This is a genomic window from uncultured Tenacibaculum sp. (assembly GCF_947494125.1).
Classification (GTDB): Bacteria; Bacteroidota; Bacteroidia; order Flavobacteriales; family Flavobacteriaceae; genus Polaribacter.
The window spans coordinates 1-24,819 of the sequence record NZ_CANLTU010000011.1; the positions used below are offsets into that span (position 1 = coordinate 1).

The window sequence follows — 24,819 nt, forward strand, 5'->3', positions numbered from 1 at the left end:
TTACGCTGTCAATTTCAATATTTTCAATGAACTTTATTAATCGCTATATTTAGTCTTATCAACCAAAACATTAATTAATTTTTTTTGTAGAAATACTAGACTCGAACTAGCTGATTTTTTATCTCTAAATCATTCCAAAATTTCTGTGATCGTTTCGCTTTCTTAAAGCGGTTGCAAATTTACAAACCTTTTTAAAACTGACAAACTTTTTTTGAAGTTTTTTTTAATTTGTTTTTCGCTATATTTTAATGAACTATCGCCTCTAAAACGGACTGCAAAGATACTCTCTTTTATTTGTAATAAACAAGTAATATTTAACTTATTTTTTACTCCTTTTTAACATACCTAACCAACCTTTTTAATGAACTTTTACTAACTTTAAAACCTTACGTTTTTCCCTTAGCGGGTGCAAATATAGAACCCTTTTTTAACATAACAACACCTTTTTTAAAGTATTTTTTGAAGTTTTTCTCAACTCCTATTCTATCAACACATTAACCCCAATCTTTTTTTATCCCTAACCCTTTTTAAACTACCTTATTCTTTTTTAATTCTCCTTTATAGGTTGTTTGTTTATTCTTACATATATACTTCCTATTTCTTTTTAGGCTTCTTTTTTTTCTTTTTCATCTTTGAAAACATCTTTTTATACACTTCTACATCTACCTCCCCTCTTTCTTTTATGACTATAGCTTTATAATCTTTCTTTAATTTAGGCTCTTGATATTCTATTTTTTCTTCTATCAAAGCTCGTTGTATTACATCTTCTATTAAATAGTCTTCATTTTCTATTTCTGGTTTATACTCTGACTTCAATGATAATTTAAAAATATTTGCTGTTGCATTATACCAAAACGCCTTCCATCCGCTTCTTAATTCTTTAATATTATTAAATGCTGTTTTTCCCGATTGCCTATGAATTAACTTTAATAACAACCTTCCTTCTGTTCTAGTTAATTTTTTTAATGGTTTTGTTAATTCTTCTTCTAGGTACTTTTGTACTCTTTTTATATATTTTCTTTTTTTTCTCTTTGACTTTATTCGTGATAATCGAACATTTACACTGTCTATTCTTTTTGCTGCTATTACTGCATATGGATATGCCTTAAACACTTTTCTTCTAAACCAATAATAATAATGTACATCTGATTGTTTCTTAAACTTGTGTTTTGGTAAAATGGAAACTTCATTTAATGTTATCATTAAACTATCCCCATCTTTTATCAAGAAGTATTCATCATTAAAATTTGGCAATGTATCTTTTATTTGTCCATCCATAACTGTGACAAATAATACGACATATATATATAAAAGCTTTTTCATTATTTTTTTATGTATCTAAAAGGAATCCAAATGTAATTAGTTTCTTTTTAAAACAAAAAAACTCATGAAATGTTTCATGAGTTTTTTGTTTTTATTTTCCCTCTATTATTCTGCCATAATAGATTCTGCTATTCTTTTATAAGTACCATTTTCTAATTTCTCTCTTATTGCTGAAAATGCTACGATTGTTTCATCCACATCTTCTTGTGTGTGTCTTGCTGTTGGTATTAATCTTAATATAATTAATCCTTTTGGGATTACTGGATATACTACTATTGAACAGAACACTCCATGATTTTCTCGTAAATCTTGTACCATTGCCATTGCTTCTGGTATTTCTCCTTTCAAATATACTGGCGTTATACATGTTTGTGTTGTTCCTAAATCGAATCCTGCATTACGTAATCCTGACTGTAATGCGTTTGTGATTTTCCATAAGTTCTCTTTTAACTCCGGCATTGTACGAATCATATCCAAACGCTTTAATGCTCCTTTTACCATTGGCATTGGTAATGATTTTGCAAACATTTGTGATCGCATATTGTATTGTAAATACTGTACTACATCTTTATCTCCTGCAAAAAATGCTCCTATTCCTGCCATTGATTTTGCAAATGTTGCAAAATACACATCTATTCCGTCTTGTACTCCTTGCTCAAATCCTGTTCCTCTTCCTCCTTCTCCTAATGTTCCAAAACCATGTGCATCATCTACTAGCAACCTAAAATTATACTTTTCTTTTAATGCTACTATTTCTGCCAACCTTCCTTGCTCTCCTCGCATTCCAAAAACTCCTTCAGAAACTAACAAAATTCCTCCTCCTGTTTTCTCTGCCATTTTTGTTGCTCTCATCAAGTTTTTCTCACAACTTTCTATATCATTATGGCGATATACAAATCTTTTTCCTGCATGTAATCTAACTCCATCTATTATACATGCATGTGTATCCATATCATATACAATAATATCGTCTTTATTTACTAATGCATCTATTGCTGAAACCATTCCTTGGTATCCGAAGTTTACCAAGTACGACGCTTCTTTTCCTACAAACTCTGCGCATTCTTCCTCTAATTGCTCATGATACTTTGTATGTCCTGACATCATTCGCGCACCCATTGGGTATGCCATTCCATCTGTTGCTGCCGAATCTCCATCTACTTTTAATACTTCTGGATGATTTGCTAAACCTAAATAATCATTAATACTCCAAGTAACTACTTTTTTTCCATTGAAAGACATTCTATTTGAGATTGGTCCTTCTAATTTAGGAAATACATAATACCCTTCTGCTTTATCTGCCCATTTTCCTAAAGGTCCTTTATCTTCTTTTATTCTTTCAAATAAATCTTTTACCATTATTACTTTTGATTTTTTATAGACTGCGAAAATAGTTCTTTTTTAACAGATTTTCAAATTGGCTTAATCTTGATTTTTACTCATAAAAAAAGATGCCTATAAGACATCTTTTTCTTTCTTTGTGATTTTTAATTCTTAGCTTTCCATTTTTACTGCCAATTCTTTTTCAAATGGTTGGCTGTACATCCTCCTGCCTAGCGCTTTATATACTGCATTTGCAACTGCTCCTCCTGCTGGAGGCAATCCTGGTTCTCCTAAGCCTGTTGGTGATAATTCATTTTTCACAAAATGCACTTCCACTTGTGGCGTTTCATTCATTCTTATTAAACGATATGTATCAAAGTTTTTATTAGACGGCTTACCTTTTTCAAATGTTAGATCTCCATACATTGCATGTCCTAACCCATCTAAAACTCCTCCTTGAATTTGATTTATTGCCCCCGTTGGGTTTATTACAATTCCGCAATCTACTGCTGCAACTACTTTTGTTACTATTGGAGAACCGTTTTTTAATTCTACTTCTGCTAATTCTGCTACATGTGTATTATGGCTATAATAGGCTGCGAATCCCTGATAAACTCCTTCTCTTGGATTTCCCCAGTTTCCTTTTTCTGCTGCCAATTTTATTGTATTCTGCATTCTTTCTCCAGAATACTCTATTTTTTCATCTTTTGAATTTTTTACATTTTGCAATAATTCTAACCTTAACTGTACTGCATCTTTATTTAACTCTAATGCTAATTCGTCAAAGAAACTTTGCTCTGCAAATGCTAAGAAATTAGTATATGGTGCTCTCCATGCTCCTGTTGTTATATTACTTTTATAACTTTTTGTTGATACTTTATAATTTGGTATACACCCTGCTGGAAAAAAGTGTGGTATTAATCCATACATATTTCCATTGATTGCTGCCTCTTTTAAATGATATCCTGTTATTTTCCCTTCTTTGATTGAAGCTGCTATTCTATATTTTATTGCTGGTCTATAGATTCCATCTGTCATATCATCTTCTCTTGAAAAAACTACTTTTACTGGTTTTTTAGATTTATCTGATATTTCTGCTGCTTCTAAAGCAAAATCTCCATATAAGCGACGGCCAAATCCACCACCCATTCTGGTCATTTCTAATTCAATTTCTTCTTCTTTTCTATTTAATAGTTTTGCTACTCTTCCTGCTGTCCATTGTGGCGTTTGTATTGGACCTACTAAATGCACTTTTTCTTGTGTTACATCTGCGTAAAAATTCATAGGCTCCAAACAATTGTGAGGTAAAAATGGTGAATGATATGTTCTTTCTATTACCTTATCTGCTTCTTTAAATGCTTTTTTTACATTTCCATCTTCTCTTCGTACATCTAAATCTTTTGCATCTAAAATTTCATCAAGTACTTTATTATGATCTGATGTACTTTCTAATTTTGAATCCTCTTTCCATGTAGTCTTTAATTCTTTTTTTCCTTTCATTGCAGCCCAAGTGTTTGTTGCCAAAACTGCTATTTTGTCTCCAAATTTCACAATTTGTGAAACTCCTTTTACTTTTTTTGCTTCCGCATCATCAAAACTTTCTAACTTTTGTCCAAATGCTGGTGGTCTTAAAACCGACGCAAATAACATTCCTTCTGCTTTATAATCTAAACCAAACAATGGTTTTCCTGTTACTATTTTTTCTACATCTACATTAATTGCATCTGTTCCTATTATTTTATATTCTGAAGCTTTCTTTAATGTTACTTTTTCTGGAACCTCTAGTACTGAAGCTTCTTTCACTACTTCTCCATAACCTAAACTTTCTCCTTTTGCATTTGTAATTACTCCGTTTGATGCCTTACATGTTGATGCTTCTACTCCCCATTTAACTGCCGCCGCATTTATTAACATTTGCTTGGTTGTTGCTCCTGTTTCTCGTAATGCATCCCATCCTTTTCTTATTGATTGGCTCCCTCCTGCTACTTGTCTTGTATACTCTTTTTTATTATATTTTGCTTGTGCTACATGAACTTTGCTCCATTCTACATCTAGCTCTTCTGCTATTATCATTGGCATAGATGTTTTTACTCCTTGTCCTATCTCTGGATTTGGCGAATATATTGTTACAAAACCTTCATCTGAAATTTTTATAAATGCATTAAAATCATTAAAATTTAAATTCTTTATATCTACTGATGGTTTTACATTTGGCTTACATGCTGTAAACAAATTAAAACCTATCATTATTCCTCCTCCTGCTAATGCCGTAGTTCTTAAAAAATTTCTTCTACTAAATGTATATTTATTTTCTTGTGTGCTCATAATTTAATTTTTTAAGACATCTTTTTTGCTGCTATAGCAACGGCTTTTTCTATTCTATTATACGAGGCACATCTACATATATTACCATGCATTGCTTCTCTAATTTCTTCTTGAGACGGATTAGGTGTTTCTTTTAAAAACGATGCTGCTGTCATTATTTGTCCTGCCTGGCAATAACCACACTGCGGTACGTCTATTTCTTTCCAAGCTTCTTGTAATGGATGATCTCCTTTTTCTGAAAGTCCTTCAATAGTTGTAATTTCTTCTTTATCTAACATTGATACTTGAAGTTGGCAACTTCTCATCGCAGCCCCATCTACATGAACGGTACACGCTCCACATTGAGCTATACCACATCCATATTTGGTTCCTACCATATCTAGTTCATCTCTTAAAACCCAAAGTAAAGGTGTATCGGCATCTACATTAACGGTTTTTGAACTCCCGTTAATCTTAATTGTGTATGTTGGCATTTTGGATAGTTTTGTTACGTTTTGTGTAAGTTACAAAAAATATAATCTTCTAGTTTTCTTCAACTTGATTTTAAGAAAATTTTAAGGATACCTTTTTAAAATTAAAAGATTAGCTTAATCAATTCATATCCTTTTAATTAATAGCTTTGTACTTTATTTTATATTTATGAAATTCGATAGACATTTTTTTTATAACTACTTACAAGATTTCGGCTTATCTAACGATACTTCTAAGTACTTAAATCTATTTTTTCTAATTACTATATCTTTAATTCTTATTTATCTTATTGATATTATTACTAGAAAAATTTTCCGTAGTTTTTCTATTAGAATTGCTAAATCTTCTAAAACAAATTTTGATGACATTTTAATTACTAATAAAGTTCCTACGAATGTTGCTCATCTTATTCCGGTTCTTATATTTTTTGAATTAATTCCTATCATTTTTTTTGATTTTGACTATTTAAAAAATTTTACTTCTAAATTAATTTTAATAGTCAGCATTATTATAGCGCTTCGCATAGCTAGAAGTATTCTTAATACTTTAAAAGACTTTTTAAAAAAACTTCCTCGTTTTAAAGACAAACCTGTTGACAGTTATATTCAAGTATTTATGATTTTTGCTTGGTTTTCTGGAGCAATTTTAGCTTTTGCTATTATTACTGATCAATCTATTTGGAAATTTTTTACCGCTCTTGGTGCTGCCTCTGCTATTATTATCTTAATTTTTAAAGATACTATTCTTGGGTTTGTTGCCAGTATTCAGGTTTCTATAAATGACATGGTACGTATTGGTGATTGGATTACTTTTGAAAAATTTGGTGCGGATGGTGATGTTATAGAAATTTCATTAGCTACCGTAAAAGTTCAGAATTTTGATAAAACTATTACTACTATTCCTACGTATGCTTTAATTTCTGATTCTTTTAAAAATTGGAGAGGAATGGTTAATTCTCAGGGTAGAAGAATTAAAAGAGCTATACATATTAAAATAGATAGTGTTCATTATTTATCTAATGATGAAATTAACAATTTAAAATCTATACAATTAATTGAATCATACTTGACTAATCGTCAGGAAAAAATTGATGCTTTTAATAATGAAAATAATATTAATAAAGATCTTCTTTTAAATGGTAGGAACTTAACAAATATTGGTGTTTTTAGAAAATATGCTGAGACTTATATTGAAAATCATCCTGCTATTAATAAAAATATGATGATTATGGTTAGGCAATTAGCTCCAACAACTCAAGGTTTGCCTATTGAAATCTACGCTTTTAGCGCTGATAAAAACTGGAAGAATTACGAGTATATTATGGCTGATATTTTTGATCATTTACTCGCTTCTGTAAAATATTTTAATCTAGAAATATTTGAATTGCCTACTAATTTTAATACTACAAGTTAAGCTCGCTAATCATTTCATTATAATCGTACTGTAGATCTTCGTGTAACTTGTCTATAGCTTTTTTTGCTAGCTCCAATTGTCTTTCATAAGTAGCTTGTAATCTCGGGCTTCTTTTTATACTTGGCTTAAATTCTTTTAGCTTAACACAAAAGTGTAACAGTAAAGCTACTTCTGTCTCTTTCTTTTTTGAGTATCGAATAAACTTTTTGGTTATTGTTAAAGTTTTACGAACACTTTTACGTATATAATAATAACTCTTCGTATTTACTTGTTCAAATAACTCATCTATTTCTTCTTTTATACTCTCTATATAAGCTTCTTCATTATGAGATTCAAATAACAAGTATGTTAACAGTTCTTTATTTTCTTTTTTAAATTTTGATAACTGTAAACATAACTCCATCAATTCTCCTGATGTTTTATAAGCTAATTCATCTTTTATTTTTTTTACAGTTACTGCCTTCATCTGTTTTGTTTTAAAAGTTAAAAATAAAAAAAGCCTCATAGAAATTCTACGAGGCTCTTTTAAATTTTGAAATTATTATTGAATACTTGGAATTTCAACTAACTCATTTACATCTGCATCATAGTCTACTCCATTTACCTTAAATCCAAATAATTTAAAGAACTCTTCACTATATCCTTCTAAATCTCCTATTTCTGATAAATTTTCTGTAGTTGCTTCTTCCCATAATTTAGAGATTTCTGCCTGTACATCTTCTCTCATTTCCCAATCATCTACACGGATTCTTCCTTTTTCATCTAAAGCTAAACCTCCTCCAAATAAACGTTCACTATATAAACGTTGAATTTGCTCTATACACCCTTCATGAATTCCCTTTTCTTTCATTACTTTAAATAATAATGATATGTATAATGGAATTACTGGTATTGCTGAACTTGCCTGCGTTACTAAAGCTTTGTTTACTGACACATATGCTTTAGCTCCTATTGTTTTTAAATCTTCAGTAATTTTAAATGCAGTTGCTTCTAAATCATCTTTTGCAGCTCCAATTGTTCCATTTCTATATACTGGCTTTGTTACTTCTGGACCAATGTATGAATAAGCTACTGTTGTTGCTCCTTCCGACAATAAGTTTTCTGCCTGTAAAGCGTCCATCCACATTTTCCAATCTTCTCCTCCCATTACAGTTACTGTATTTACCACGTCTTCTCCTTCTGCTGGATTTATTGATATTTCTGATACATTTCCTGTATGAAAATCTACTGTTTTATTAGAAAACACTTCTCCTATTGGCTTTAAAACCGACTTAAAACGTTTTCCAGATTCTGGATGTGTTCTTACTGGTGATGCTAAACTGTAAATTACTAAATCAATCTGACCTAAGTCTTCTTTAATTAAATTTACAACTTGTTCTTTTATTTCATTTGAAAATGCATCTCCGTTTATACTTTTTGCATATAATCCTGCTGCTTGTGCTTCTTTTTCAAAAGCTGCTGTATTATAAAATCCTGGTGATGCTGGTCTTCCTTCTGTTGCTGGCTTATCAAAAAACACTCCTATTGTTGCTGCATCTGAACCAAATGCACTTGTAATTCTTGATGCCAATCCAAAACCTGTTGAAGATCCGATTACTAAAACTTTTTTTGCACCTTCAATTTTTCCTTTTGACTGCACATATGCTATTTGATCTTTTACATTTTGTTCACATCCTACTGGGTGAGATGTTAAACAAATAAACCCTCTAGTTCTTGGTTCTATTATCATTGTTGTTTGTTTTAAAATTTTTAATTTCTAATTGGCTATCTTTAATTCTCTGGCCAACCATCGTTAAAATTCTTTTATTAATCTCAGAATCGTTTTCTTTATAAAATTCAAATTCACTTACTGTAAATTGCCCTATAATTAAACCTATAAACTGATTTTTTAAAGTTATATTTTTTTTAGTTATTGTATTAACTGTTTTATTAAACTTTTCTTTCTCTGTATTTAAAATGTCAACTTTTTGTTTATTACAAAAAAAAACAAAAAACTGTAAAATAAGATCGTGCTGTAATTTTAAAATCGGACGTACAGTTCTATTTTGAAAATCTTCAATGGGAATTTCTGATGTCAAATTTAATACTGGCCGAATACTTACTTTATCACTATCCATTTAAAAAATTGACAACATTTTCATTTATACGACTTAACACATTCTCTGTATTTGCTTTCACAAATTTTTCTCCTGTGATTTGTTCGTACAATTCAATATATCTATTTGATATTTCAATTATCTTTTCATCTGACATTTCTGGAATCTGTTGTCCTTCCTTTCCTTGAAATCCATTTTCAATTAACCATTGACGTACAAACTCTTTTGATAATTGCTTTTGTTTTTCTCCTTTTTCCTGACGTTCCACATAACCTTCTTCATAAAAATAACGTGATGAATCTGGCGTATGTATCTCGTCTATTAAAACGATTTTTCCTTCTTTGGTTTTTCCAAACTCGTATTTAGTATCTACTAAAATTAAACCTCTTGAAGCTGCTATCTCTGTCCCTCTTTCAAATAATTTTCTAGTATAATCTTCTAATACTAAATAATCTTCTTTTGAAACAATTCCTTTTGCTAAAATTTCTTCTCTTGATATATCCTCATCATGCTCTCCGTTGTCTGCTTTTGTTGAAGGTGTAATTATTGGAGCAGGAAATTTATCGTTTTCTTTTAATCCTTCTGGCATCTCAACTCCACATAGAATCCTTTTCCCAGCCTTATATTCACGAGCTGCATGTCCTGATAAATACCCTCTAATAACCATTTCTACTTTAAAAGGTTCGCATAAATGTCCTATAGCTACGTTTTCATCTGGATTTGCTACCAACCAATTCGGAACAATATCCGCAGTATCATTCATCATTTTTGTAGCAATTTGATTTAAAATCTGACCTTTAAAAGGTATTTGGCGCGGTAAAATTACATCAAAAGCTGATAATCTATCAGAAGCAATCATTACTAATACTTCATCATTTACATTATATACTTCTCTTACTTTTCCTTTATAAACTGACTTTTGTTGTGGAAACTCAAAGTTAGTTTCGTTAATTGTATTCATTATTTTGTTGTGTTGTTGTCGCGCAAAAATATGCTATTTTTTTCTCTCTATTTAAAAGAAATAAAAAATAACTATTTTATTTTTTCTACATTTTAATAAACAAAACTTATTAATTGTTAAAGTATTAAATTTATAAAATTTTTAACCAAATAATACTTAAAAATGAAATCAACCCCCAAACTATTTTTAATTTTTGCTATGCTTTTATTTGTTAGATGTCAAAATAACTATGATGATATTTATAATGAAAATGAAGTTCTTACAAATGACAATTACCTTTCTAAAAAAAATAATGAATCTGAAGTAAACATTTTAACATACAATATACATTCGTATTTAATAACTAAAAAAGATGAAGCTTTAAGGTTAAAAAAAATCACACAATACCTTAAAGAAAACAACACTAATTATGATGTTATTTTATTCACTGAAATTTGGAGAGATGACAAAAAAGAAGAATTAATTGATTCTCTTCGACAAATTTATCCATATAGTATTCACAGTAATAATGTTTCTTCTAACATTGGTGATGGACTTCTTGTTTTATCAAAAATACCTATTGGTAATACTCATTTTTTTAAATATAAAAATTCAGAAGGCTTTGATTGGTTTGCTAAAAAAGGTTTTTGGAAATTAGAATTACTATTGAATCAATCTAGTTTTTATGTATTCTTAACACACGCTCAAGCCGATGAAGATAAAGTAGCCACTAGAACAAAACAACTTCAACAAATAAAACATGAAATTGATAAAGTAAAAAAATATCCTACTATTATTGCTGGCGATATTAATATTATAGGTAATTCAAAAGAGTATCGTGATATGTTTACCATTTTTTCTGATTTTAAGGACTCTTATTCTATAATAAATCCTGATAAAGACGGATATACTTATGACAATACTACCAATGAACTTGCCAAACATTTTGATGGAGGTGGAACTATTTACCAACAACGATTAGATTACATATTATACTCTAAAGGATTAACACCTATAACATCTAAAGTGATAACTGATTGTAAATATACCAATCCGAATGAGCAAATTTGGGATTGTTCTGATCATTATGGACTTGCTACAAAATTTATAGTATCTGAAAACAATACAGATAATTCTTTACCTCCTTTTATTTTTAACACAAAAAAAGAAGCTGAAACAAAATTAAATAGTTTAAAAAATTTGTATGGAACTGGCTTAACTGCAAAAATAATAATTGCTAATAAAACGGATAAATCTTTAACTTTTTTTAATAAAAGTACCTGGTATACAAGTACTTTTTATTCTGTACCTCCTAATGAAATACCTCCTGGTAAATACGCTGTAACATTAGCGAGTCATGACACAAGTGAAGCTACAGGTGTTTACAACCAACTTACTTACACTTATAATAATAATCCGAATAAAAAATTTAGTTTCGGAACTTATGTACCATGGTCATGGGTTTACACTAATAATGTTTTAACTGACTTCAACTCTATAAACTATACAAATCTTAGTAAATACAGTAGCAAAAACTACATTAAAAAAAATGATTCCTTTACAGTTTCTGGAAGCATAAATAAAGGAGATTCTCCATTTGTTTATTTTGAAGTAAAGTAAAATTCATTTTTTACAAATAAAAAACCAGTATAGCTACTGGTTTTTTTATTGATACTACAATTATACAAGTAATGTCTATCTTTATTAATACTTATTAATTGTTCTTTTTATTACATAAAAAGCTTATTCCGTTTCAATACTTTTATATGCTTTTATAATTTTCTTTATTAAGCGATGTCTTACCACATCCTTATCATCTAGATGTACTTGGGCAATACCATCAATATTCTTTAATGCTAATAATGCTTCTTTTAAACCTGAAATTTGTTTTCGTGGTAAATCTATTTGCCCAGGATCTCCAGTAATAATAAATTTCGCTTGCATTCCCATACGCGTTAAAAACATTTTCATTTGATTGTGCGTTGTGTTTTGTGCTTCATCTAAAATTACAAACGCATTGTCTAATGTTCTACCACGCATAAATGCTAAAGGTGCAATTTGTATAACTCCTTTTTCTAAAAGTGATTCTAGTTTTTCATGTGGAATCATATCTCGAAGTGCATCATATAAAGGTTGCATATACGGATCTAGCTTCTCTTTTAAATCTCCTGGAAGAAATCCTAAGTTCTCACCAGATTCTACAGCAGGTCTCGTTAATATTATCCTACGTACTTCTTTTTCTTTTAATGCTTTTACTGCTAATGCAACTGCAGTGTATGTTTTACCTGTCCCTGCTGGTCCTACTGCGAAAAGCATATCGTTTTTTTGCATTAAATCAACCATTTTACGTTGATTTGTTGTTTGTGCTTTTATTAATTTACCATTAACCCCATGTACTAAAACACCTTCTACCTTATTCGATTTACGAATTTCTTCTTCTTTACCTGTTGATGTTAAAATACGTTCTATGCTATTTTCATCTAGTTTATTATACCTGTTAAAGTATTTTATAAGCATTTCCAAACGTTTTTCAAACTCATCTAGAAGTTCAGCTTCACCATAAATCTTCAGCTTATTTCCTCTAGCTACAATTTTCACTTTAGGAAAGTATGTTTTCAATTGAGTTATAGTACTGTTTTGTGCTCCAAAAAAATCTTTTGGGTTGATTTCGGTTAATTCAATGATGCGTTCGTTCAAATGATATATGTTTTAATATTATTCACTCTAAAAATAATGATTATTTTTATCGAATTATGTAGTTTTGCTTTAAATTCAACATATTTTTTCAACATATTAATTAACAAGTCACTAACTTAATGCCTCTCATTACTTTAACTACCGATTTTGGAATAAAAGACCACTTTGTAGGGGCAGTTAAAGGAGCTATTTATTCAGAGTTACCTAATGCTAATATTGTTGACATTACACATCACATTACTCCTTTTAACATTACAGAGACTGCTTATATTTTAAAAAATACCTATAAAAGCTTTCCTGAAAAAACAATACATATTGTAGGAGTTGATTCTGAATTGAGTATTGACAATAAACATATTGCTTTAGAATTAGACAATCATTATTTTATTTGTCCAGATAATGGAATAATTTCTATGATTGCTTCTGAAATAAAACCTTCAAAAATTGTTGAAATTAATATACATAATCATATTGAAACTAGTTTCCCTGTATTAGATGTATTTGTTCAAGTAGCCTCTCATATTGGTCGAGGAGGTAGTTTAAATGTTATTGGTAAAGAAATTGAGTCTTATAAAAATATTACCGAAATACAACCCAAAATAAATCAAAAACAAGATCATATTATAGGAGGTGTTATCTACATTGATAATTACGGGAATGTAATTACTAATATTAGCAAAAAACTATTTAACACTATTGGTAAGGGGCGTAAATTTACGATTACTGCTAGGCGCTATAATTTTGACAAAATTTTCAATCGTTATAATGAAATTGTAGATTATTCGATTCCGGTAGAAAAAAGACAATATGATGGAGAAAAGTTGGCTATTTTTAATTCAGCTGGCTTTTTAGAAATTGCTATTTACCGAAGTAACTTAGATACTGTAGGAGGTGCCTCTACCCTACTTGGCTTAGGTTATAGGGACAGTATTTCTATTGAATTTGAAACAATTATTACACCTGATTTTACCACTATAAATTAATCATATGTTTGTTCGAATTGTTAAAATGAGTTTTCAACCTGAAAAAATTGAAGAATTTTTAGAAAACTTTGATACGAAAAAAGAATTTATACGAAAATCTCCTGGTTGTCGTTTGTTAGAATTATATAGAGATAAAACAAATCCGAATATATTTTTTACTTATAGCTATTGGGATACTGAACAAGATTTAGAAAATTACAGAAATTCTGATTTATTTAAAGGTGTTTGGGCACAAACCAAAGTTTTATTTAACGATAAACCTTTGGCTTGGAGTGTTGACAAAATGGTTAGTTTACAATAATAACTCTAATGGACTTTATTCCTTTTCCTTTTTTAAAAACACAACGTTTAGAATTCAATCAACTTGAAGAAAAAGATATTGATTCCTTTTTTGAATTAAGGTCCAATCCTAAAACCAATGAATTTATACAAAGAGAAATACCCAGAAAAGTAAATGACTTACTTCCTTATATTGAAAAAATAAGAAATGGTATTTTAAATAATGACCATATATATTGGGTTATTAAGAAGGAAGAGCAATTAATTGGAACTATTTGTTTATGGAATTTTTCTGATGATAAATTAACTGCAGAAATAGGCTACGAACTGCATCCTGATTTTCATAAAAAAGGTTTTATGAGTGAAGCTATACAGAAAATTGTTCATTTTGGTTTTTCTAAACTCAATCTAAAAGCTATAGAAGCATTTACTCATAAAAATAATGAAGGCTCTATAGCGTTATTAAATAAAAATAATTTTGTTTATCAACCAAAGAGAAGAGATATCGGTTTTGAAAATAATCGTATTTTTCGAATTGATAATAATCAATAATCACTGTTAACTATCATATGTTTCCAATTTTAAAAAAAGAATTTAACTCATTTTTTTCATCCCCCATAGCTTACTTAGTTATTGGTGTTTTTTTACTTATAAACGGGTTGTACTTATGGGTATTTAAAGATAATTTTAATATTTTAAATGCTGGATTTGCCGACCTGAGTAGCTTTTTCTACTTAGTTCCTTGGTTGTTTTTATTTTTAATTCCAGCAATTACTATGAAAAGTTTTGCTGATGAATTTAATAGCGGAACTATAGAAATATTAAAAACGAAGCCTTTAACCGATTGGCAAATTATATTAGGCAAATTTACAGCCTCGCTTCTTTTAGTTTTTATTGCTTTAATTCCTACATTAACCTATGTATATACAATTTACGTATTAGGAAATCCTGTTGGTAATTTAGACTTAGGTAGTATTGCTGGCTCTTATTTTGGTTTGTTTTTTTTAGCATCCATATACACAAGTATTGGTTTATTTACATCTACCTTATCAAAAAATCAAATTGTGGCATTTATCCTTAGTGTATTTATCACTTTTATTTTATTCTATGGTTTTGACACAATAGGTACTTCATTAGGAAATGATGGATACATTTTTCAACAATTTGGAATTAACGAACACTTTAAAAGTATTAGTCGTGGTGTTATAGACACTAGAGATGTTATTTACTTTATTAGTGTTACTTTTTTCTTTTTATTCATTACCAAACAACAATTAAAGAATGAATAAGAAAATACAACATATAGCAATAGCATTCGTAGCAATCTTATTAATAAATTATCTTGCTAATTCAGTATTTAAACGCTTCGATTTAACTCAAGACAAACGTTATACTATTTCAAATGTTAGTTCTAAACTATTAGAAAAAGTTGATAGAAATATTTTAATTAATGTTTATTTAGAAGGTGATTTCCCAGCTGAATTTAAGCGTTTACAAATAGAAACACGTCAATTTTTAGAAGAACTAAAAGCTAAGAATTCTAAAGTACGATTTCGTTTTGTTAATCCAGATAATATACGTGAGCGTTTAATAAAAAAAGGAATCTTCCCTAGTCAGTTAACTGTAGAAGAAGACGGAAAATTATCAGAGGCAATTATTTTTCCTTGGGCTGAAATTAATTATGGTAAAAAAACAGAACTTGTTTCTCTTTTACCTAATTCTGTTGCAAAAACACAAGAAGATCAATTGCAAAATGCAATTGAAAAATTAGAATATTCTTTTGCTAATGCAATTCATAATATTACTAAAACAAAAAAACAAAAAATTGCTGTACTATCTGGTAACGGAGAGTTAGATGATATTCATGTATACAGCTTATTAAGTGAAGTTGGAAAAAAATATCGTTTAGCAAAATTTACGCTAGATAGTGTTGAAAATAATCCTGAAAAAACATTAAGTGATTTAACTAAATACGATTTAGCTATAATTGCCAAACCTACTAAACGATTTACCGAACAAGAAAAATTCACACTTGATCAGTTTATTACTAACGGAGGAAAAACACTTTGGATGGTTGATACTAATTATTCTGATACAGATAGCTTATATAATGAAGGTAAAATGTTGGCTTTTCCACGCGATTTAAACTTAACGGATTTACTTTTTAGTTATCAGGTACGTGTAAATAACAAATTAATTCAGGATTTATATTCTGCTAAAATACCTTTAGCAACTGGTAACTTAGGTAACCAAGCTCAATTTCAACATTTAAATTGGTTTTACCATCCTTTAGTAAATGGAAATCCAAATCATCCAATTACTAAAAATGTTTCTCCTGTTCGTTTTCGTTTTACAACTCAAATTGACACTTTAAAAGGAGCTATAAAAAAGACTCCTCTATTAGTTTCTTCTGTTTTAACAAGAAAAGTAGGTACTCCAAAAATTGTTGAGTTGCAAAGTATTTCTAAACAACCACAACAAAACGATTATTCTGGGGGTCCACAATTATTAGCTGTTTTATTAGAAGGTGATTTTAAATCTGCATATAAAAGCAGAATTAAGCCTTTTAACACTTCTCTTTTTAAACCAGAAAGTAGTACTAACAAAATGATTGTTATTGCTGATGGAGACCTAGGTAAAAATCAAGTTTTAAAAGGGAAACCTCACGATTTATCTTTAGATAAATGGACTGGTGAACAATTTGGAAATAAAGATTTTTTAATTAATGCGATTAATTACTTATTAGATGATTCTGGCTTAATTCAGTTACGTAATAAAACAGTCAAAATAAATCTTCTAAATAAACAAAAGGCTTATACAGAAAAACGTTTTTGGCAATTTATAAATATTGGTATTCCTTTAATTTCACTTGCTATATTCGGGTTAAGCTTTAATTATCTCAGAAGGAAAAAGTATTCTTAAAGAGACAATAATTCATCATATGTATAAGTGTAGCTTAATTCTCTTTGTAATTTATCAGAATTAATTATTTTATACTTTAAAGGTAAAGAATCGTCAAAAACTGGTGGTTCTTTTTTTACTTTAATCTTTGCTGTCGTATAAAACTCTTCACGCGTTGGATGATGATTTGAACAGGCATTAAATATTTCGCTCCACATATTTTGTCTAATTACTTGGTATATAATATTAATACAATCTTCTTGATGTATCATATTTACATAACCTCTTGGATGTGGTATTTTCCTTTTTTCAAACCAGTTCCCAGGATTTCTTCCATTTCCTAACAATCCTGCAAAACGAATTATAGTTGTTTTAAAATTTATATTTTCTTTAAAAGTATTTTCTATTTCAACTAAAGGAGAATCGATTACAGCTTGTTCTTCTGTAATTATATTATTAGAATTAGGATAAACCGAAGTAGAACTTATAAAAATTACTTTTTTAATAATTGACTTCTCAATCTCTTTAATTAGGTTCTTATATCCTTCAACATTTTTAGAAGTTATTGCAACAACTAATATTTCAGATGTTAAAAATTGTTGAATTTCTAGATTCTCTTCTCTATCAACATCAATTAAAAAAGGAGTTATTCCTTTCTCTTCAAAAACACGTAATTTATTGTCTGATGTTGTAGATCCTTTTACTACGCATTTTTTATTTAATAAAAATGTTGCTAAAGGCATACCTAACCACCCACAACCTAAAATACTAACATCCATCATCACAACAATTATCGTCTTTTACTAATTTACAAGACACAACAGCTAACAACGCTCCTAAAATCGGCGCTAATAAATACAGCCATAAATGTTCTAAATGCCCCGAAACCAAAGCTGGCGCAATAGAGCGTACTGGATTCATTGATGCTTTTGTCATTGGTCCTGCAAACATTGCTTCTAATAATACAACACCACCAATAGCTATTCCTGCCATTACTCCAACTTCTTTACTTCCAGTTGAAACATTAATAATTGTTAACATTAAAAAGAACGTAAGTAGAAACTCTAAAATAAATGCTCGCCAAGGATCTATACTTGGAATTGTAGCTCCGTAATATTCACTTGTGGGAAATAACACCCAAAGAATACAACTTGCCAAGACTGCTCCTATTAACTGAGCCACAATATATTTCGGAACTTCTTTCCAAGAAAACTTTTTAGCATAAGCAAAAGCAATAGTTACTGCTGGATTAAAGTGAGCTCCTGAAATTTCTCCGAAAGAATATATCATAGCCATAACAATTAGTCCCCAAGTAATAGCTACCCCAACATGAGTTAAATCTGCTCCTCCAGTTATTTCACTTACTGTCATAGCTCCTGTGCCACAAAAAACTAAAGAAAAAGTTCCTATTAATTCTGAAATATATTTTTTCATACCTGCAAATATCAACTAAATAGTTCATATTTATTTTAAGTTTTCGTTAACATTAATCCATATAATTCCTTGTAATTTTATCAAAGCAAACTAAAAACAAATTAATCATCATGAAAAAATTACTTTTAAGCTTATTTGTTGTAGCAGTATCAACAAATATCAATGCACAAGTAAAGACTCCTGCTCCTAGCCCTTCTTCAAAATTAGAACAACAAGTGGGTTTAACTGACGTTACTTTAGAATATTCTAGACCTGGAATGAGAGGTAGAACTATATTTGGAGATTTAGTTCCTTATGGAAAAGTATGGAGAACTGGAGCCAACGCAAACACAAAAATTACATTTAGTGACGATGTTACTATTGATGGAAAAGAATTAAAAAAAGGTACATACGCACTATATACTAAACCAAACAAAGATTCTTGGGAAGTTATTTTTTATTCTGACGCTAAAAACTGGGGAACTCCTCAAAAATGGGATGATAGTAAAGTAGCATTATCTACAACAGCTAAAGTAGAAAAAATGCCTATGAAAATAGAAACTTTTACTATAACTATTGACGATATTAAAAACAGTTCTGCTGTTTTAGGTATGTTATGGGAAAACGCTTATGTTGGATTAAAATTTAATACTCCTACCGATAAAGGTGTTGAAGCTAGTATTGCTAAAATAATGAGCGGACCTTCTGCTGGTGATTATTTTTCTTCTGCTAAATACTATTTAGACGAAGGTAAAGATATTAAGAAAGCTAAAGAATGGATAAACAAAGCTGTTGATATGACTAAAGACCGTCCACGTTTTTGGTACTTACGTCAACAATCTTTAATCTTAGCTAAAGCTGGTGATAAGAAAGCAGCTATTGCCGCTGCTAAAGCATCTTTAGCCGGTGCTGAAAAAGCTGGTAATGCAGATTACGTTAAAATGAATAAAGAGTTTTTGACTAAAATGTAATCAACTCATTTACTTAAACAAAACTCGCAATTATATCTAATAATTGCGAGTTTTTTATTTTATTAAACCGCATATTTAGTTAATTTATTCACATATAGATAAAATTTATCATAAAAAATTAAATTAAACGTATTTAAAACATAGATTAGTAAGAAATTAACCAAACATAACTAATTTATGAGTAAAATTAACTCCCCCCTCTTAATTGTATTCTCTTTTCTTACATTACAATTAACACAATCTCAAAACAATAATTACGATATCGGTTTAGGAATATCTGATATTACTGGACAAATTGCTGAAAGTGCTTTTTTTGGCTATGGAAATCCTTTTTTTAAAAACAGCGGAATTAAAGACAGGCAATATGCTAGAGCATATATTATGAAAGAACCGAATGGCACGCCAGCTGTTTTTGTTTCTATAGACAAAGGCGCCATGTTTCAATCCGTAAATTTAGCAGTTCTTCAAAAACTTAAAAACCAATACGGTAGTACTTATTCTGACACTAACGTTGTTATCAGTGCAACACATACTCACGTTTCTCCTGGTGGGTATTCTCATTACGATTTATACAATACTTCTACAGGAGGTTTCTATAAAACAAACTTCAATATTTTAGTTGATGGAATTTTTAAAGCTATACAACAAGCACATGATAACTTAGCTCCTGGAAGAATTTATTATAATTCAGGAAGCTTAACCAACGCTAGTATTAATCGCTCTTTGGTTGCCTATAATTTAAATAATGACGCTAATGATTATATGAATATAGATGATCAAATGACCGTTTTAAAATTTGTTCAAGGAAATACGGAAGTTGGTATGATATCCTGGTTTGGAGTACACCCTACAAGCTTAACTAAAAGCTATAAATATGCTAGTGGAGATAGTAAAGGTTATGCTTCTTTAAAGTTTGAACGCTACAAACAATCAACATACGGAAACGGGAATTTTACATTTATTGCTGCTTTTGCAAATACAAATCCTGGAGATATGTCTCCTAATTTAAATCAACCAGCACCAAATGATTTATACACTGATGCTACAGGGCCTGGAAATAGTGAAGAAGAAAGTTCTGAAATAATTGGAAATAGACAATACTATAAAGCTTTAGAATTGTACAATAATGCAAACCAACAATTAATTGGTTCTATTAAATCTGTATCTAGGTATAGTGACTATTCTAATATTGAAGTTGCTTCTAAATTTACCGATGGTAGTATACGTCATACCTGTAAAGCTGCTTTAGGAATTTCTTTTAGAGCTGGTGCAGAAGACGGAAGAAGCGGTATTGGACGCGAAGGTCAAACTAGGTCAAATCCTAATTCTGGTCCAGCTGTAGATCAATGTCATATGGAAAAACCTATCGACCCTTTATTTTATGTAGGTTCTAATAGCAACAATCCTAAAACTCCAAAAATTTTACCTACTAGTATTTTAAAAATTGGACAATTTGGTATACTAGCGACTCCTGCTGAATTTACAATTATGGCTGGAAGGCGCGTAAAATATACCGTTGCAGAGAATAATGCAACAGGAATTCAATATTCTGTTTTGGCAGGTTATTCTGATGCTTATTGTGGCTATGTAACAACTCGAGAAGAATATGCTTCTCAACAATACGAAGGAGCTAGTACACAATTTGGCCCTTGGACATTAGCAGCTTATCGTCAAGAATTTGAAAGATTAACAAGCTTGTTAGTTTCTCCAAATTCTAATCCTTGGCCTTCTACTGCCCCAACTCCACCACAAAAAACATATATAGGTCTTGACAAAACGGTACACATTCTTTTTGATGACAAGCCTTTATTTAAAAGCTTTGGTAGTGTTTATTCAAACACTAATAATTCATATAATACAGGGAATACAGTTTCAGTTACTTTTTGGGGCGCTCATCCAAATCACGATGTCAAAACAAATGGAACTTATTTTACTGTTCAAAAGAAAGTTGGAAATTCTTGGATTACTAAATTTCAAGATAGAGATACCAATACCCTTATGATATGGAAAAGAGATGGTATTGCTAATTCAAAAATCACTATACAATTTAAAATTACTTCTGATGTAGAAAGCGGTTATTATAGGATTGTACATACTGGAAAATGGAAAAATGGTTGGACTGGTAAAATAAATCCATATAACGGAACTAGTAAAACATTTTATGTAAACGGATTAGCTAATAGAATTTCAAAAAAAGAAATTAAGAAAAACATGTTCGATCAAAATATAGTTTTTCCTAATCCTACTAACGGAAACTTCACTTTTATTAATAATAAAAAATCGAGTGGCTCTTATAAAATAGTTAACACTATAGGACAAATTATAAAAACTGGTGAAATTTCTGATGATAGATATCATACTAACTTATCTTTTAAAGGAGATCCTGGTGTATATCTTATAAAAGTTGAATATACAAATGGAGAAACTGATATATCTACAATTCTAAAAAAATAAAAAATATGCATAAAAAAACTCACAATATTAATTGTGAGTTTTTGTTTTTTATATAAACCTTTAATTTAAAAACTCCAACAAACAATTCTAGTTACTTTGTTTCCTTGTTTCATTGGTATTACTTTAAACTCTTTTACTCCTAATTTCTCTCCTGACTTCTTTAAACTCTCTACATTTTCTTTTTTAGATACCAAGCTTGTAAACCATTTACTTATTGTTGGATACTGTGAACTCTCATACAAATAGGTATGTAAAAATGCTTTCTCTCCTCCTATGTACCAAAGTTCGTTATTATTTCCTGCAAAATTACGAACTGCATTATTTCCTAAATTTTTAGATTTTCTTCTATTCGCTCCTCTTGCCTCTTCTGCCGATTTATAAAAAGGAGGGTTGCACATTGTTGCAAAAAAAGAGTCTCCTTCTTCTATAATCCCTTTTAAAACATGCTCTTCTTTAAACTGCTGTCTTAGTTTAATTTTTGCATCTAAATTATTATCATCTATAATATCTTGAGCTGAATCTAACGAATCTAAATCAATATCTGTAGCTACAAAATTCCAATTATACACAGCACTTCCTAATAAAGGATATATACAACTTGCTCCTGTACCAATATCTAAAACAGTAATATCTTCTTTTACTTCTCCTATTAAATCTGCTAAATGATGAATATAATCTACTCGTCCTGGTATTGGTGGGCATAAATTCTCATCAGAAAATTCCCAAAAATTTATATTATAATAAACAGATAATAATGCTTTATTAAATTCTTTTACCGCAATTGGATCTGAAAAATCAATTGTTTCTTTATCGAATTTTTCAATAACAAATTCAGTTATTTTTGGATATTTCTCCTTAAGAATTTTAAAATCATACCCATTATTATGAATATTCTTTTCGTGTAATGTTTTTTTCTCCATTAAAGTGTGATAATTGTAAATTCTAAAGCCAATGGATGTAAATTATCTTTTAATTTACTTATAAAATCAGCTCCATATTCTAAATAATATTCTGAAAAATTACGTTGACGCTCTTCTAAACTTTGGTTTGGCAATATTTCATTTTGAAGTACAGTAATTCTATCAACTAATTCTTTCTGCCTTCTTTTCTCGGCTCTCAACCATCTACTTTCAAGGTTTTCTATACCTTTTAATTGTTTCTTTTCCTGTGCATTTACTGCTCCAACAAACGATACATCTGTTTTATTTGCTACTTTTCGTAGCTCATTAAATTGTTCTTGTAAAAACTTTTTCTGATTTGTAAAATCAACTTTTGTTTCAGAAGTATTTAAAATCTTATTTTTTAATAAGGTATTCTGCTTACTAAATAATTCTTCTTTTGATATATCTAGTTTCTCTAATTTTTTCTCTTGCTTTTCTGATAATACCTGTACTGAATTTCTTAATAATAAAACAGGAAATGGCACTTCAACTGTGTCAAAATATTTTTTTAATTGTAACCAATATGCTAGTTCTCCTCCTCCGCCTATATAACATAGGTTTGGTAATATTACTTCTTGGTACAACGGACGCATAATTACATTTGGTGAAAAGTTTTCAGGTTTTTTATCAAGATGGTCTAATACTTCTTCTTTAGTCCAAGAAATATCTGCATTGTTTACTTTATAAACTCCTTCTTCAAAAATAATTCTTTCTCGAATTCCATCTGTTAAATAAAACAAATTAATCTCTCTTGGATTTACCTGTACTTTATACCCTTTTTCTAATTCTTCAATTGTTTCGGTTACTTTTTCAAAAGATACTTGTTCTAATAATTCTCTTTTTACAAAAGGGATAAATTCTTCTTTCAAGTCTCTATCATCAGCATCAATAATTACCAATCCATATTCTCCAAATAATTTATTTGCTATAAATCGAGTTGCATCTGCTAAATTATTATGTTCTAAATAACCTTCTTTAAAAAGATTTATTAAATACTGAGCATTTTTTGAACTTCCTAAATGTTCCGAAAAAGCTTCTAAAACTTCTTTTAAACCTTCAGTAGAAAAACGTCCAACACCCCCAGTTTGTTCTGAATTCCACTGAACTTTTTTTCCTTTAAAATTAAAGTAATTTATTTCATCAAAATCATGATCTTCAGTAGCCATCCAATAAATGGGTACAAAATTTTGATTTTCGTTTTTGCTTTTTAACTCTTCACATAAATTAATCGTTGAAAATATTTTATATAAAAAGTATAAAGGTCCTGTAAACAAATTTAATTGATGTCCTGTGGTTACAGTGAATGTGCTTTCTAGTAATAAACTATTAATATTCTCTTGTGTAGCTTCTGTAGTATCTAACTTATTGTATTGCTTCTTTAAAGCATTTACTAAAACAGTCCTAAACGCTGGTTTATACGACTTGCTTTTAATTTCTATTTGCTTTTGTAAACCTTCAATATCTGAGAAATTACTGTAAAAAGATTTTAATTTTTCTGATTTCTCTAGATAATCAATCATTGTTTTAGAAAAGAAACCAGTTTTTTTAAAAGGAATTTGGGTAGTACTCATTACTTATTTTTTCTTTGAAATAATGTATAAATATATGGTCGTTCTCCTCCATAAGGATTTGTAAAAGTATAATTGAATTTTTTAATCAATTCAAAATCTTCTCCAAGTCGCTCTTGTAACATTTCAGCACTATATCGTTGTAATTCTAATCCGCAACATTTTTCTGCTCCATTTAAAGCAAAAACAGCTATAATTACAAAACCATTATTCTTTACTAGTTGTTTTAATAATTTAAAATAGGATGCTTTTTCTTCTTCTTTTAAGAAGAAATGTAATACAGCTCTATCGTTCCAAATATCAATATTTGATAGTTGGTTAAGCTTTGATGGATTTATTAAATCATCAACAATAAAATCTATTTCAGTTGATTTTTCTTTTAATCTATCTTTAACATCCTCAATTGCTTTTTCTGATAAATCATTTGCTATTAAGTTTGTGTAACCATCTGCAATTAATTCATCAATTAACTTAGAAGATCCAACACCTACATTTAAAATTTTAGCATTTTTAGCTACTTCAGATGTTTTTATTAATTCTATGGTTTTTTTCGAGCTCTCTTCATACCATCCTAATTTCTGAGTAGTATTTTTATTATAAGCTATATCCCAGTGTTTTTTTAAAGTATTTTCCTCTGGAACTTTACAATCACTCTCTTTTGTAGTCATACTCCAAAAATAGTAAAATTTGATGCTTCTTCTATAACAAAATTATATTCTAA

General features: G+C 29.5%; 23 protein-coding genes. 9 read left to right on the forward strand and 14 right to left on the reverse strand.

The window, feature by feature from the left end; all coding sequences use genetic code 11:
* Positions 1–594 precede the first annotated feature (594 nt).
* From Q0881_RS14575 to Q0881_RS14590, 4 genes are all read right to left on the reverse strand, one after another.
* On the reverse strand, positions 595–1,323 hold the full coding sequence (locus tag Q0881_RS14575) for a DUF4294 domain-containing protein (RefSeq protein ID WP_299161763.1): 729 nt from the start codon (positions 1,321–1,323) through the stop codon (positions 595–597).
* 105 nt (positions 1,324–1,428) lie between these two features.
* Complete coding sequence (locus tag Q0881_RS14580) at positions 1,429–2,682, reverse strand: aminotransferase class I/II-fold pyridoxal phosphate-dependent enzyme (RefSeq protein ID WP_299161766.1); 1,254 nt, start codon at positions 2,680–2,682, stop codon at positions 1,429–1,431.
* Between the two features lie 135 nt (positions 2,683–2,817).
* On the reverse strand, positions 2,818–4,971 hold the full coding sequence (locus Q0881_RS14585; protein ID WP_299161769.1) for a molybdopterin cofactor-binding domain-containing protein: 2,154 nt from the start codon (positions 4,969–4,971) through the stop codon (positions 2,818–2,820).
* An 11-nt stretch (positions 4,972–4,982) separates the two neighbouring features.
* The gene (locus Q0881_RS14590; protein WP_299161772.1) at positions 4,983–5,444 is read right to left on the reverse strand and encodes a (2Fe-2S)-binding protein; all 462 of its coding nucleotides are present in this window, start codon (positions 5,442–5,444) and stop codon (positions 4,983–4,985) included.
* A gap of 166 nt (positions 5,445–5,610) precedes the next feature.
* On the opposite strand from Q0881_RS14590, the gene Q0881_RS14595 reads away from it, so the two are divergent.
* Positions 5,611–6,855 carry a mechanosensitive ion channel domain-containing protein gene (locus Q0881_RS14595; protein ID WP_299161774.1) on the forward strand — a complete coding sequence of 415 codons (1,245 nt, stop codon included), beginning with the start codon at positions 5,611–5,613 and terminating at the stop codon, positions 6,853–6,855.
* Here Q0881_RS14595 and Q0881_RS14600 read toward each other — a convergent pair.
* From Q0881_RS14600 to Q0881_RS14615, 4 genes are all read right to left on the reverse strand, one after another.
* Positions 6,845–7,321, reverse strand: coding sequence for a hypothetical protein (locus Q0881_RS14600; protein ID WP_299161777.1), 477 nt, complete (start codon positions 7,319–7,321; stop codon positions 6,845–6,847). The genes Q0881_RS14595 and Q0881_RS14600 overlap by 11 nt on opposite strands.
* A gap of 75 nt (positions 7,322–7,396) precedes the next feature.
* Entirely contained in the window at positions 7,397–8,584 is a 1,188-nt protein-coding gene (gene fabV, locus Q0881_RS14605) for an enoyl-ACP reductase FabV (protein ID WP_299161780.1), read from the reverse strand.
* Positions 8,562–8,972: a glyoxalase gene (locus Q0881_RS14610; RefSeq protein ID WP_299161783.1), complete on the reverse strand. Its 411-nt coding sequence runs from the start codon at positions 8,970–8,972 to the stop codon at positions 8,562–8,564. Before Q0881_RS14610 ends, fabV begins: the two co-directional genes overlap by 23 nt.
* A complete protein-coding gene (locus Q0881_RS14615; RefSeq protein ID WP_299161785.1) occupies positions 8,965–9,912 on the reverse strand; it encodes a phosphoribosylaminoimidazolesuccinocarboxamide synthase in 948 nt (315 codons plus the stop codon). Before Q0881_RS14615 ends, Q0881_RS14610 begins: the two co-directional genes overlap by 8 nt.
* A gap of 162 nt (positions 9,913–10,074) precedes the next feature.
* Here Q0881_RS14615 and Q0881_RS14620 point away from each other — a divergent pair, with 162 nt between their 5' ends.
* A complete protein-coding gene (locus Q0881_RS14620) occupies positions 10,075–11,511 on the forward strand; it encodes an endonuclease/exonuclease/phosphatase family protein (protein ID WP_299161788.1) in 1,437 nt (478 codons plus the stop codon).
* Between the two features lie 123 nt (positions 11,512–11,634).
* On the opposite strand, the gene Q0881_RS14625 is transcribed toward Q0881_RS14620, so the two are convergent.
* Positions 11,635–12,588: a PhoH family protein gene (locus Q0881_RS14625; RefSeq protein WP_299161791.1), complete on the reverse strand. Its 954-nt coding sequence runs from the start codon at positions 12,586–12,588 to the stop codon at positions 11,635–11,637.
* Positions 12,589–12,707: 119 nt separating this feature from the next.
* Here Q0881_RS14625 and Q0881_RS14630 point away from each other — a divergent pair, with 119 nt between their 5' ends.
* Genes Q0881_RS14630 through gldG form a run of 5 tightly spaced genes read left to right on the forward strand, consistent with a single transcriptional unit; the run spans position 12,708 to position 16,772 of the window.
* A complete protein-coding gene (locus tag Q0881_RS14630; protein WP_299161794.1) occupies positions 12,708–13,571 on the forward strand; it encodes an SAM-dependent chlorinase/fluorinase in 864 nt (287 codons plus the stop codon).
* Between the two features lie 4 nt (positions 13,572–13,575).
* Positions 13,576–13,872 (forward strand): antibiotic biosynthesis monooxygenase family protein, encoded by a 297-nt coding sequence (locus Q0881_RS14635; RefSeq protein ID WP_299161797.1) that lies wholly within the window; start codon positions 13,576–13,578, stop codon positions 13,870–13,872.
* Positions 13,873–13,880: 8 nt separating this feature from the next.
* A complete protein-coding gene (locus tag Q0881_RS14640) occupies positions 13,881–14,402 on the forward strand; it encodes a GNAT family N-acetyltransferase (protein ID WP_299161800.1) in 522 nt (173 codons plus the stop codon).
* Between the two features lie 17 nt (positions 14,403–14,419).
* Positions 14,420–15,139 carry a gliding motility-associated ABC transporter permease subunit GldF gene (gene gldF / locus Q0881_RS14645; protein ID WP_299161803.1) on the forward strand — a complete coding sequence of 240 codons (720 nt, stop codon included), beginning with the start codon at positions 14,420–14,422 and terminating at the stop codon, positions 15,137–15,139.
* Complete coding sequence (gene gldG, locus Q0881_RS14650) at positions 15,132–16,772, forward strand: gliding motility-associated ABC transporter substrate-binding protein GldG (protein WP_299161806.1); 1,641 nt, start codon at positions 15,132–15,134, stop codon at positions 16,770–16,772. The genes gldF and gldG overlap by 8 nt, the downstream gene beginning before the upstream one ends.
* Here the strand turns inward: gldG and Q0881_RS14655 are convergent.
* Together Q0881_RS14655 and Q0881_RS14660 are read right to left on the reverse strand one after the other, a co-directional pair.
* The gene (locus tag Q0881_RS14655; protein WP_299161809.1) at positions 16,769–17,533 is read right to left on the reverse strand and encodes an NAD-dependent epimerase/dehydratase family protein; all 765 of its coding nucleotides are present in this window, start codon (positions 17,531–17,533) and stop codon (positions 16,769–16,771) included. The two genes, gldG and Q0881_RS14655, sit on opposite strands and share 4 nt — an antisense overlap.
* Positions 17,520–18,185 (reverse strand): MIP family channel protein, encoded by a 666-nt coding sequence (locus Q0881_RS14660; protein WP_299161811.1) that lies wholly within the window; start codon positions 18,183–18,185, stop codon positions 17,520–17,522. The genes Q0881_RS14655 and Q0881_RS14660 overlap by 14 nt, the downstream gene beginning before the upstream one ends.
* A gap of 110 nt (positions 18,186–18,295) precedes the next feature.
* Here Q0881_RS14660 and Q0881_RS14665 point away from each other — a divergent pair, with 110 nt between their 5' ends.
* Both Q0881_RS14665 and Q0881_RS14670 read left to right on the forward strand, forming a co-directional pair.
* Positions 18,296–19,135, forward strand: coding sequence for a DUF2911 domain-containing protein (locus Q0881_RS14665; RefSeq protein WP_299161814.1), 840 nt, complete (start codon positions 18,296–18,298; stop codon positions 19,133–19,135).
* 177 nt (positions 19,136–19,312) lie between these two features.
* The gene (locus Q0881_RS14670) at positions 19,313–21,589 is read left to right on the forward strand and encodes a neutral/alkaline non-lysosomal ceramidase N-terminal domain-containing protein (RefSeq protein ID WP_299161817.1); all 2,277 of its coding nucleotides are present in this window, start codon (positions 19,313–19,315) and stop codon (positions 21,587–21,589) included.
* A 65-nt stretch (positions 21,590–21,654) separates the two neighbouring features.
* On the opposite strand, the gene rlmF is transcribed toward Q0881_RS14670, so the two are convergent.
* The 3 genes from rlmF to Q0881_RS14685 are packed head-to-tail and all read right to left on the reverse strand — an operon-like array spanning position 21,655 to position 24,766.
* Complete coding sequence (gene rlmF, locus Q0881_RS14675) at positions 21,655–22,509, reverse strand: 23S rRNA (adenine(1618)-N(6))-methyltransferase RlmF (protein ID WP_299161820.1); 855 nt, start codon at positions 22,507–22,509, stop codon at positions 21,655–21,657.
* The gene (bshC, locus tag Q0881_RS14680) at positions 22,509–24,101 is read right to left on the reverse strand and encodes a bacillithiol biosynthesis cysteine-adding enzyme BshC (protein WP_299161823.1); all 1,593 of its coding nucleotides are present in this window, start codon (positions 24,099–24,101) and stop codon (positions 22,509–22,511) included. Before bshC ends, rlmF begins: the two co-directional genes overlap by 1 nt.
* Positions 24,101–24,766 carry a class I SAM-dependent methyltransferase gene (locus Q0881_RS14685; protein ID WP_299161826.1) on the reverse strand — a complete coding sequence of 222 codons (666 nt, stop codon included), beginning with the start codon at positions 24,764–24,766 and terminating at the stop codon, positions 24,101–24,103. Before Q0881_RS14685 ends, bshC begins: the two co-directional genes overlap by 1 nt.
* Positions 24,767–24,819 lie beyond the last annotated feature (53 nt).

Excerpts from the sequence above, each read along its gene's own strand:
- Q0881_RS14575 (WP_299161763.1), bottom strand. The coding sequence starts at position 1,323 with ATGAAAAAGCTTTTATATATATATGTCGTATTATTTGTCACAGTTATG.
- Q0881_RS14580 (WP_299161766.1), bottom strand. The coding sequence starts at position 2,682 with ATGGTAAAAGATTTATTTGAAAGAATAAAAGAAGATAAAGGACCTTTA.
- Q0881_RS14585 (WP_299161769.1), bottom strand. The coding sequence starts at position 4,971 with ATGAGCACACAAGAAAATAAATATACATTTAGTAGAAGAAATTTTTTA.
- Q0881_RS14590 (WP_299161772.1), bottom strand. The coding sequence starts at position 5,444 with ATGCCAACATACACAATTAAGATTAACGGGAGTTCAAAAACCGTTAAT.
- Q0881_RS14595 (WP_299161774.1), top strand. The coding sequence starts at position 5,611 with ATGAAATTCGATAGACATTTTTTTTATAACTACTTACAAGATTTCGGC.
- Q0881_RS14600 (WP_299161777.1), bottom strand. The coding sequence starts at position 7,321 with ATGAAGGCAGTAACTGTAAAAAAAATAAAAGATGAATTAGCTTATAAA.
- fabV (WP_299161780.1), bottom strand. The coding sequence starts at position 8,584 with ATGATAATAGAACCAAGAACTAGAGGGTTTATTTGTTTAACATCTCAC.
- Q0881_RS14610 (WP_299161783.1), bottom strand. The coding sequence starts at position 8,972 with ATGGATAGTGATAAAGTAAGTATTCGGCCAGTATTAAATTTGACATCA.
- Q0881_RS14615 (WP_299161785.1), bottom strand. The coding sequence starts at position 9,912 with ATGAATACAATTAACGAAACTAACTTTGAGTTTCCACAACAAAAGTCA.
- Q0881_RS14620 (WP_299161788.1), top strand. The coding sequence starts at position 10,075 with ATGAAATCAACCCCCAAACTATTTTTAATTTTTGCTATGCTTTTATTT.
- Q0881_RS14630 (WP_299161794.1), top strand. The coding sequence starts at position 12,708 with ATGCCTCTCATTACTTTAACTACCGATTTTGGAATAAAAGACCACTTT.
- Q0881_RS14635 (WP_299161797.1), top strand. The coding sequence starts at position 13,576 with ATGTTTGTTCGAATTGTTAAAATGAGTTTTCAACCTGAAAAAATTGAA.
- Q0881_RS14640 (WP_299161800.1), top strand. The coding sequence starts at position 13,881 with ATGGACTTTATTCCTTTTCCTTTTTTAAAAACACAACGTTTAGAATTC.
- gldF (WP_299161803.1), top strand. The coding sequence starts at position 14,420 with ATGTTTCCAATTTTAAAAAAAGAATTTAACTCATTTTTTTCATCCCCC.
- gldG (WP_299161806.1), top strand. The coding sequence starts at position 15,132 with ATGAATAAGAAAATACAACATATAGCAATAGCATTCGTAGCAATCTTA.
- Q0881_RS14655 (WP_299161809.1), bottom strand. The coding sequence starts at position 17,533 with ATGATGGATGTTAGTATTTTAGGTTGTGGGTGGTTAGGTATGCCTTTA.
- Q0881_RS14660 (WP_299161811.1), bottom strand. The coding sequence starts at position 18,185 with ATGAAAAAATATATTTCAGAATTAATAGGAACTTTTTCTTTAGTTTTT.
- Q0881_RS14665 (WP_299161814.1), top strand. The coding sequence starts at position 18,296 with ATGAAAAAATTACTTTTAAGCTTATTTGTTGTAGCAGTATCAACAAAT.
- Q0881_RS14670 (WP_299161817.1), top strand. The coding sequence starts at position 19,313 with ATGAGTAAAATTAACTCCCCCCTCTTAATTGTATTCTCTTTTCTTACA.
- rlmF (WP_299161820.1), bottom strand. The coding sequence starts at position 22,509 with ATGGAGAAAAAAACATTACACGAAAAGAATATTCATAATAATGGGTAT.
- bshC (WP_299161823.1), bottom strand. The coding sequence starts at position 24,101 with ATGAGTACTACCCAAATTCCTTTTAAAAAAACTGGTTTCTTTTCTAAA.
- Q0881_RS14685 (WP_299161826.1), bottom strand. The coding sequence starts at position 24,766 with ATGACTACAAAAGAGAGTGATTGTAAAGTTCCAGAGGAAAATACTTTA.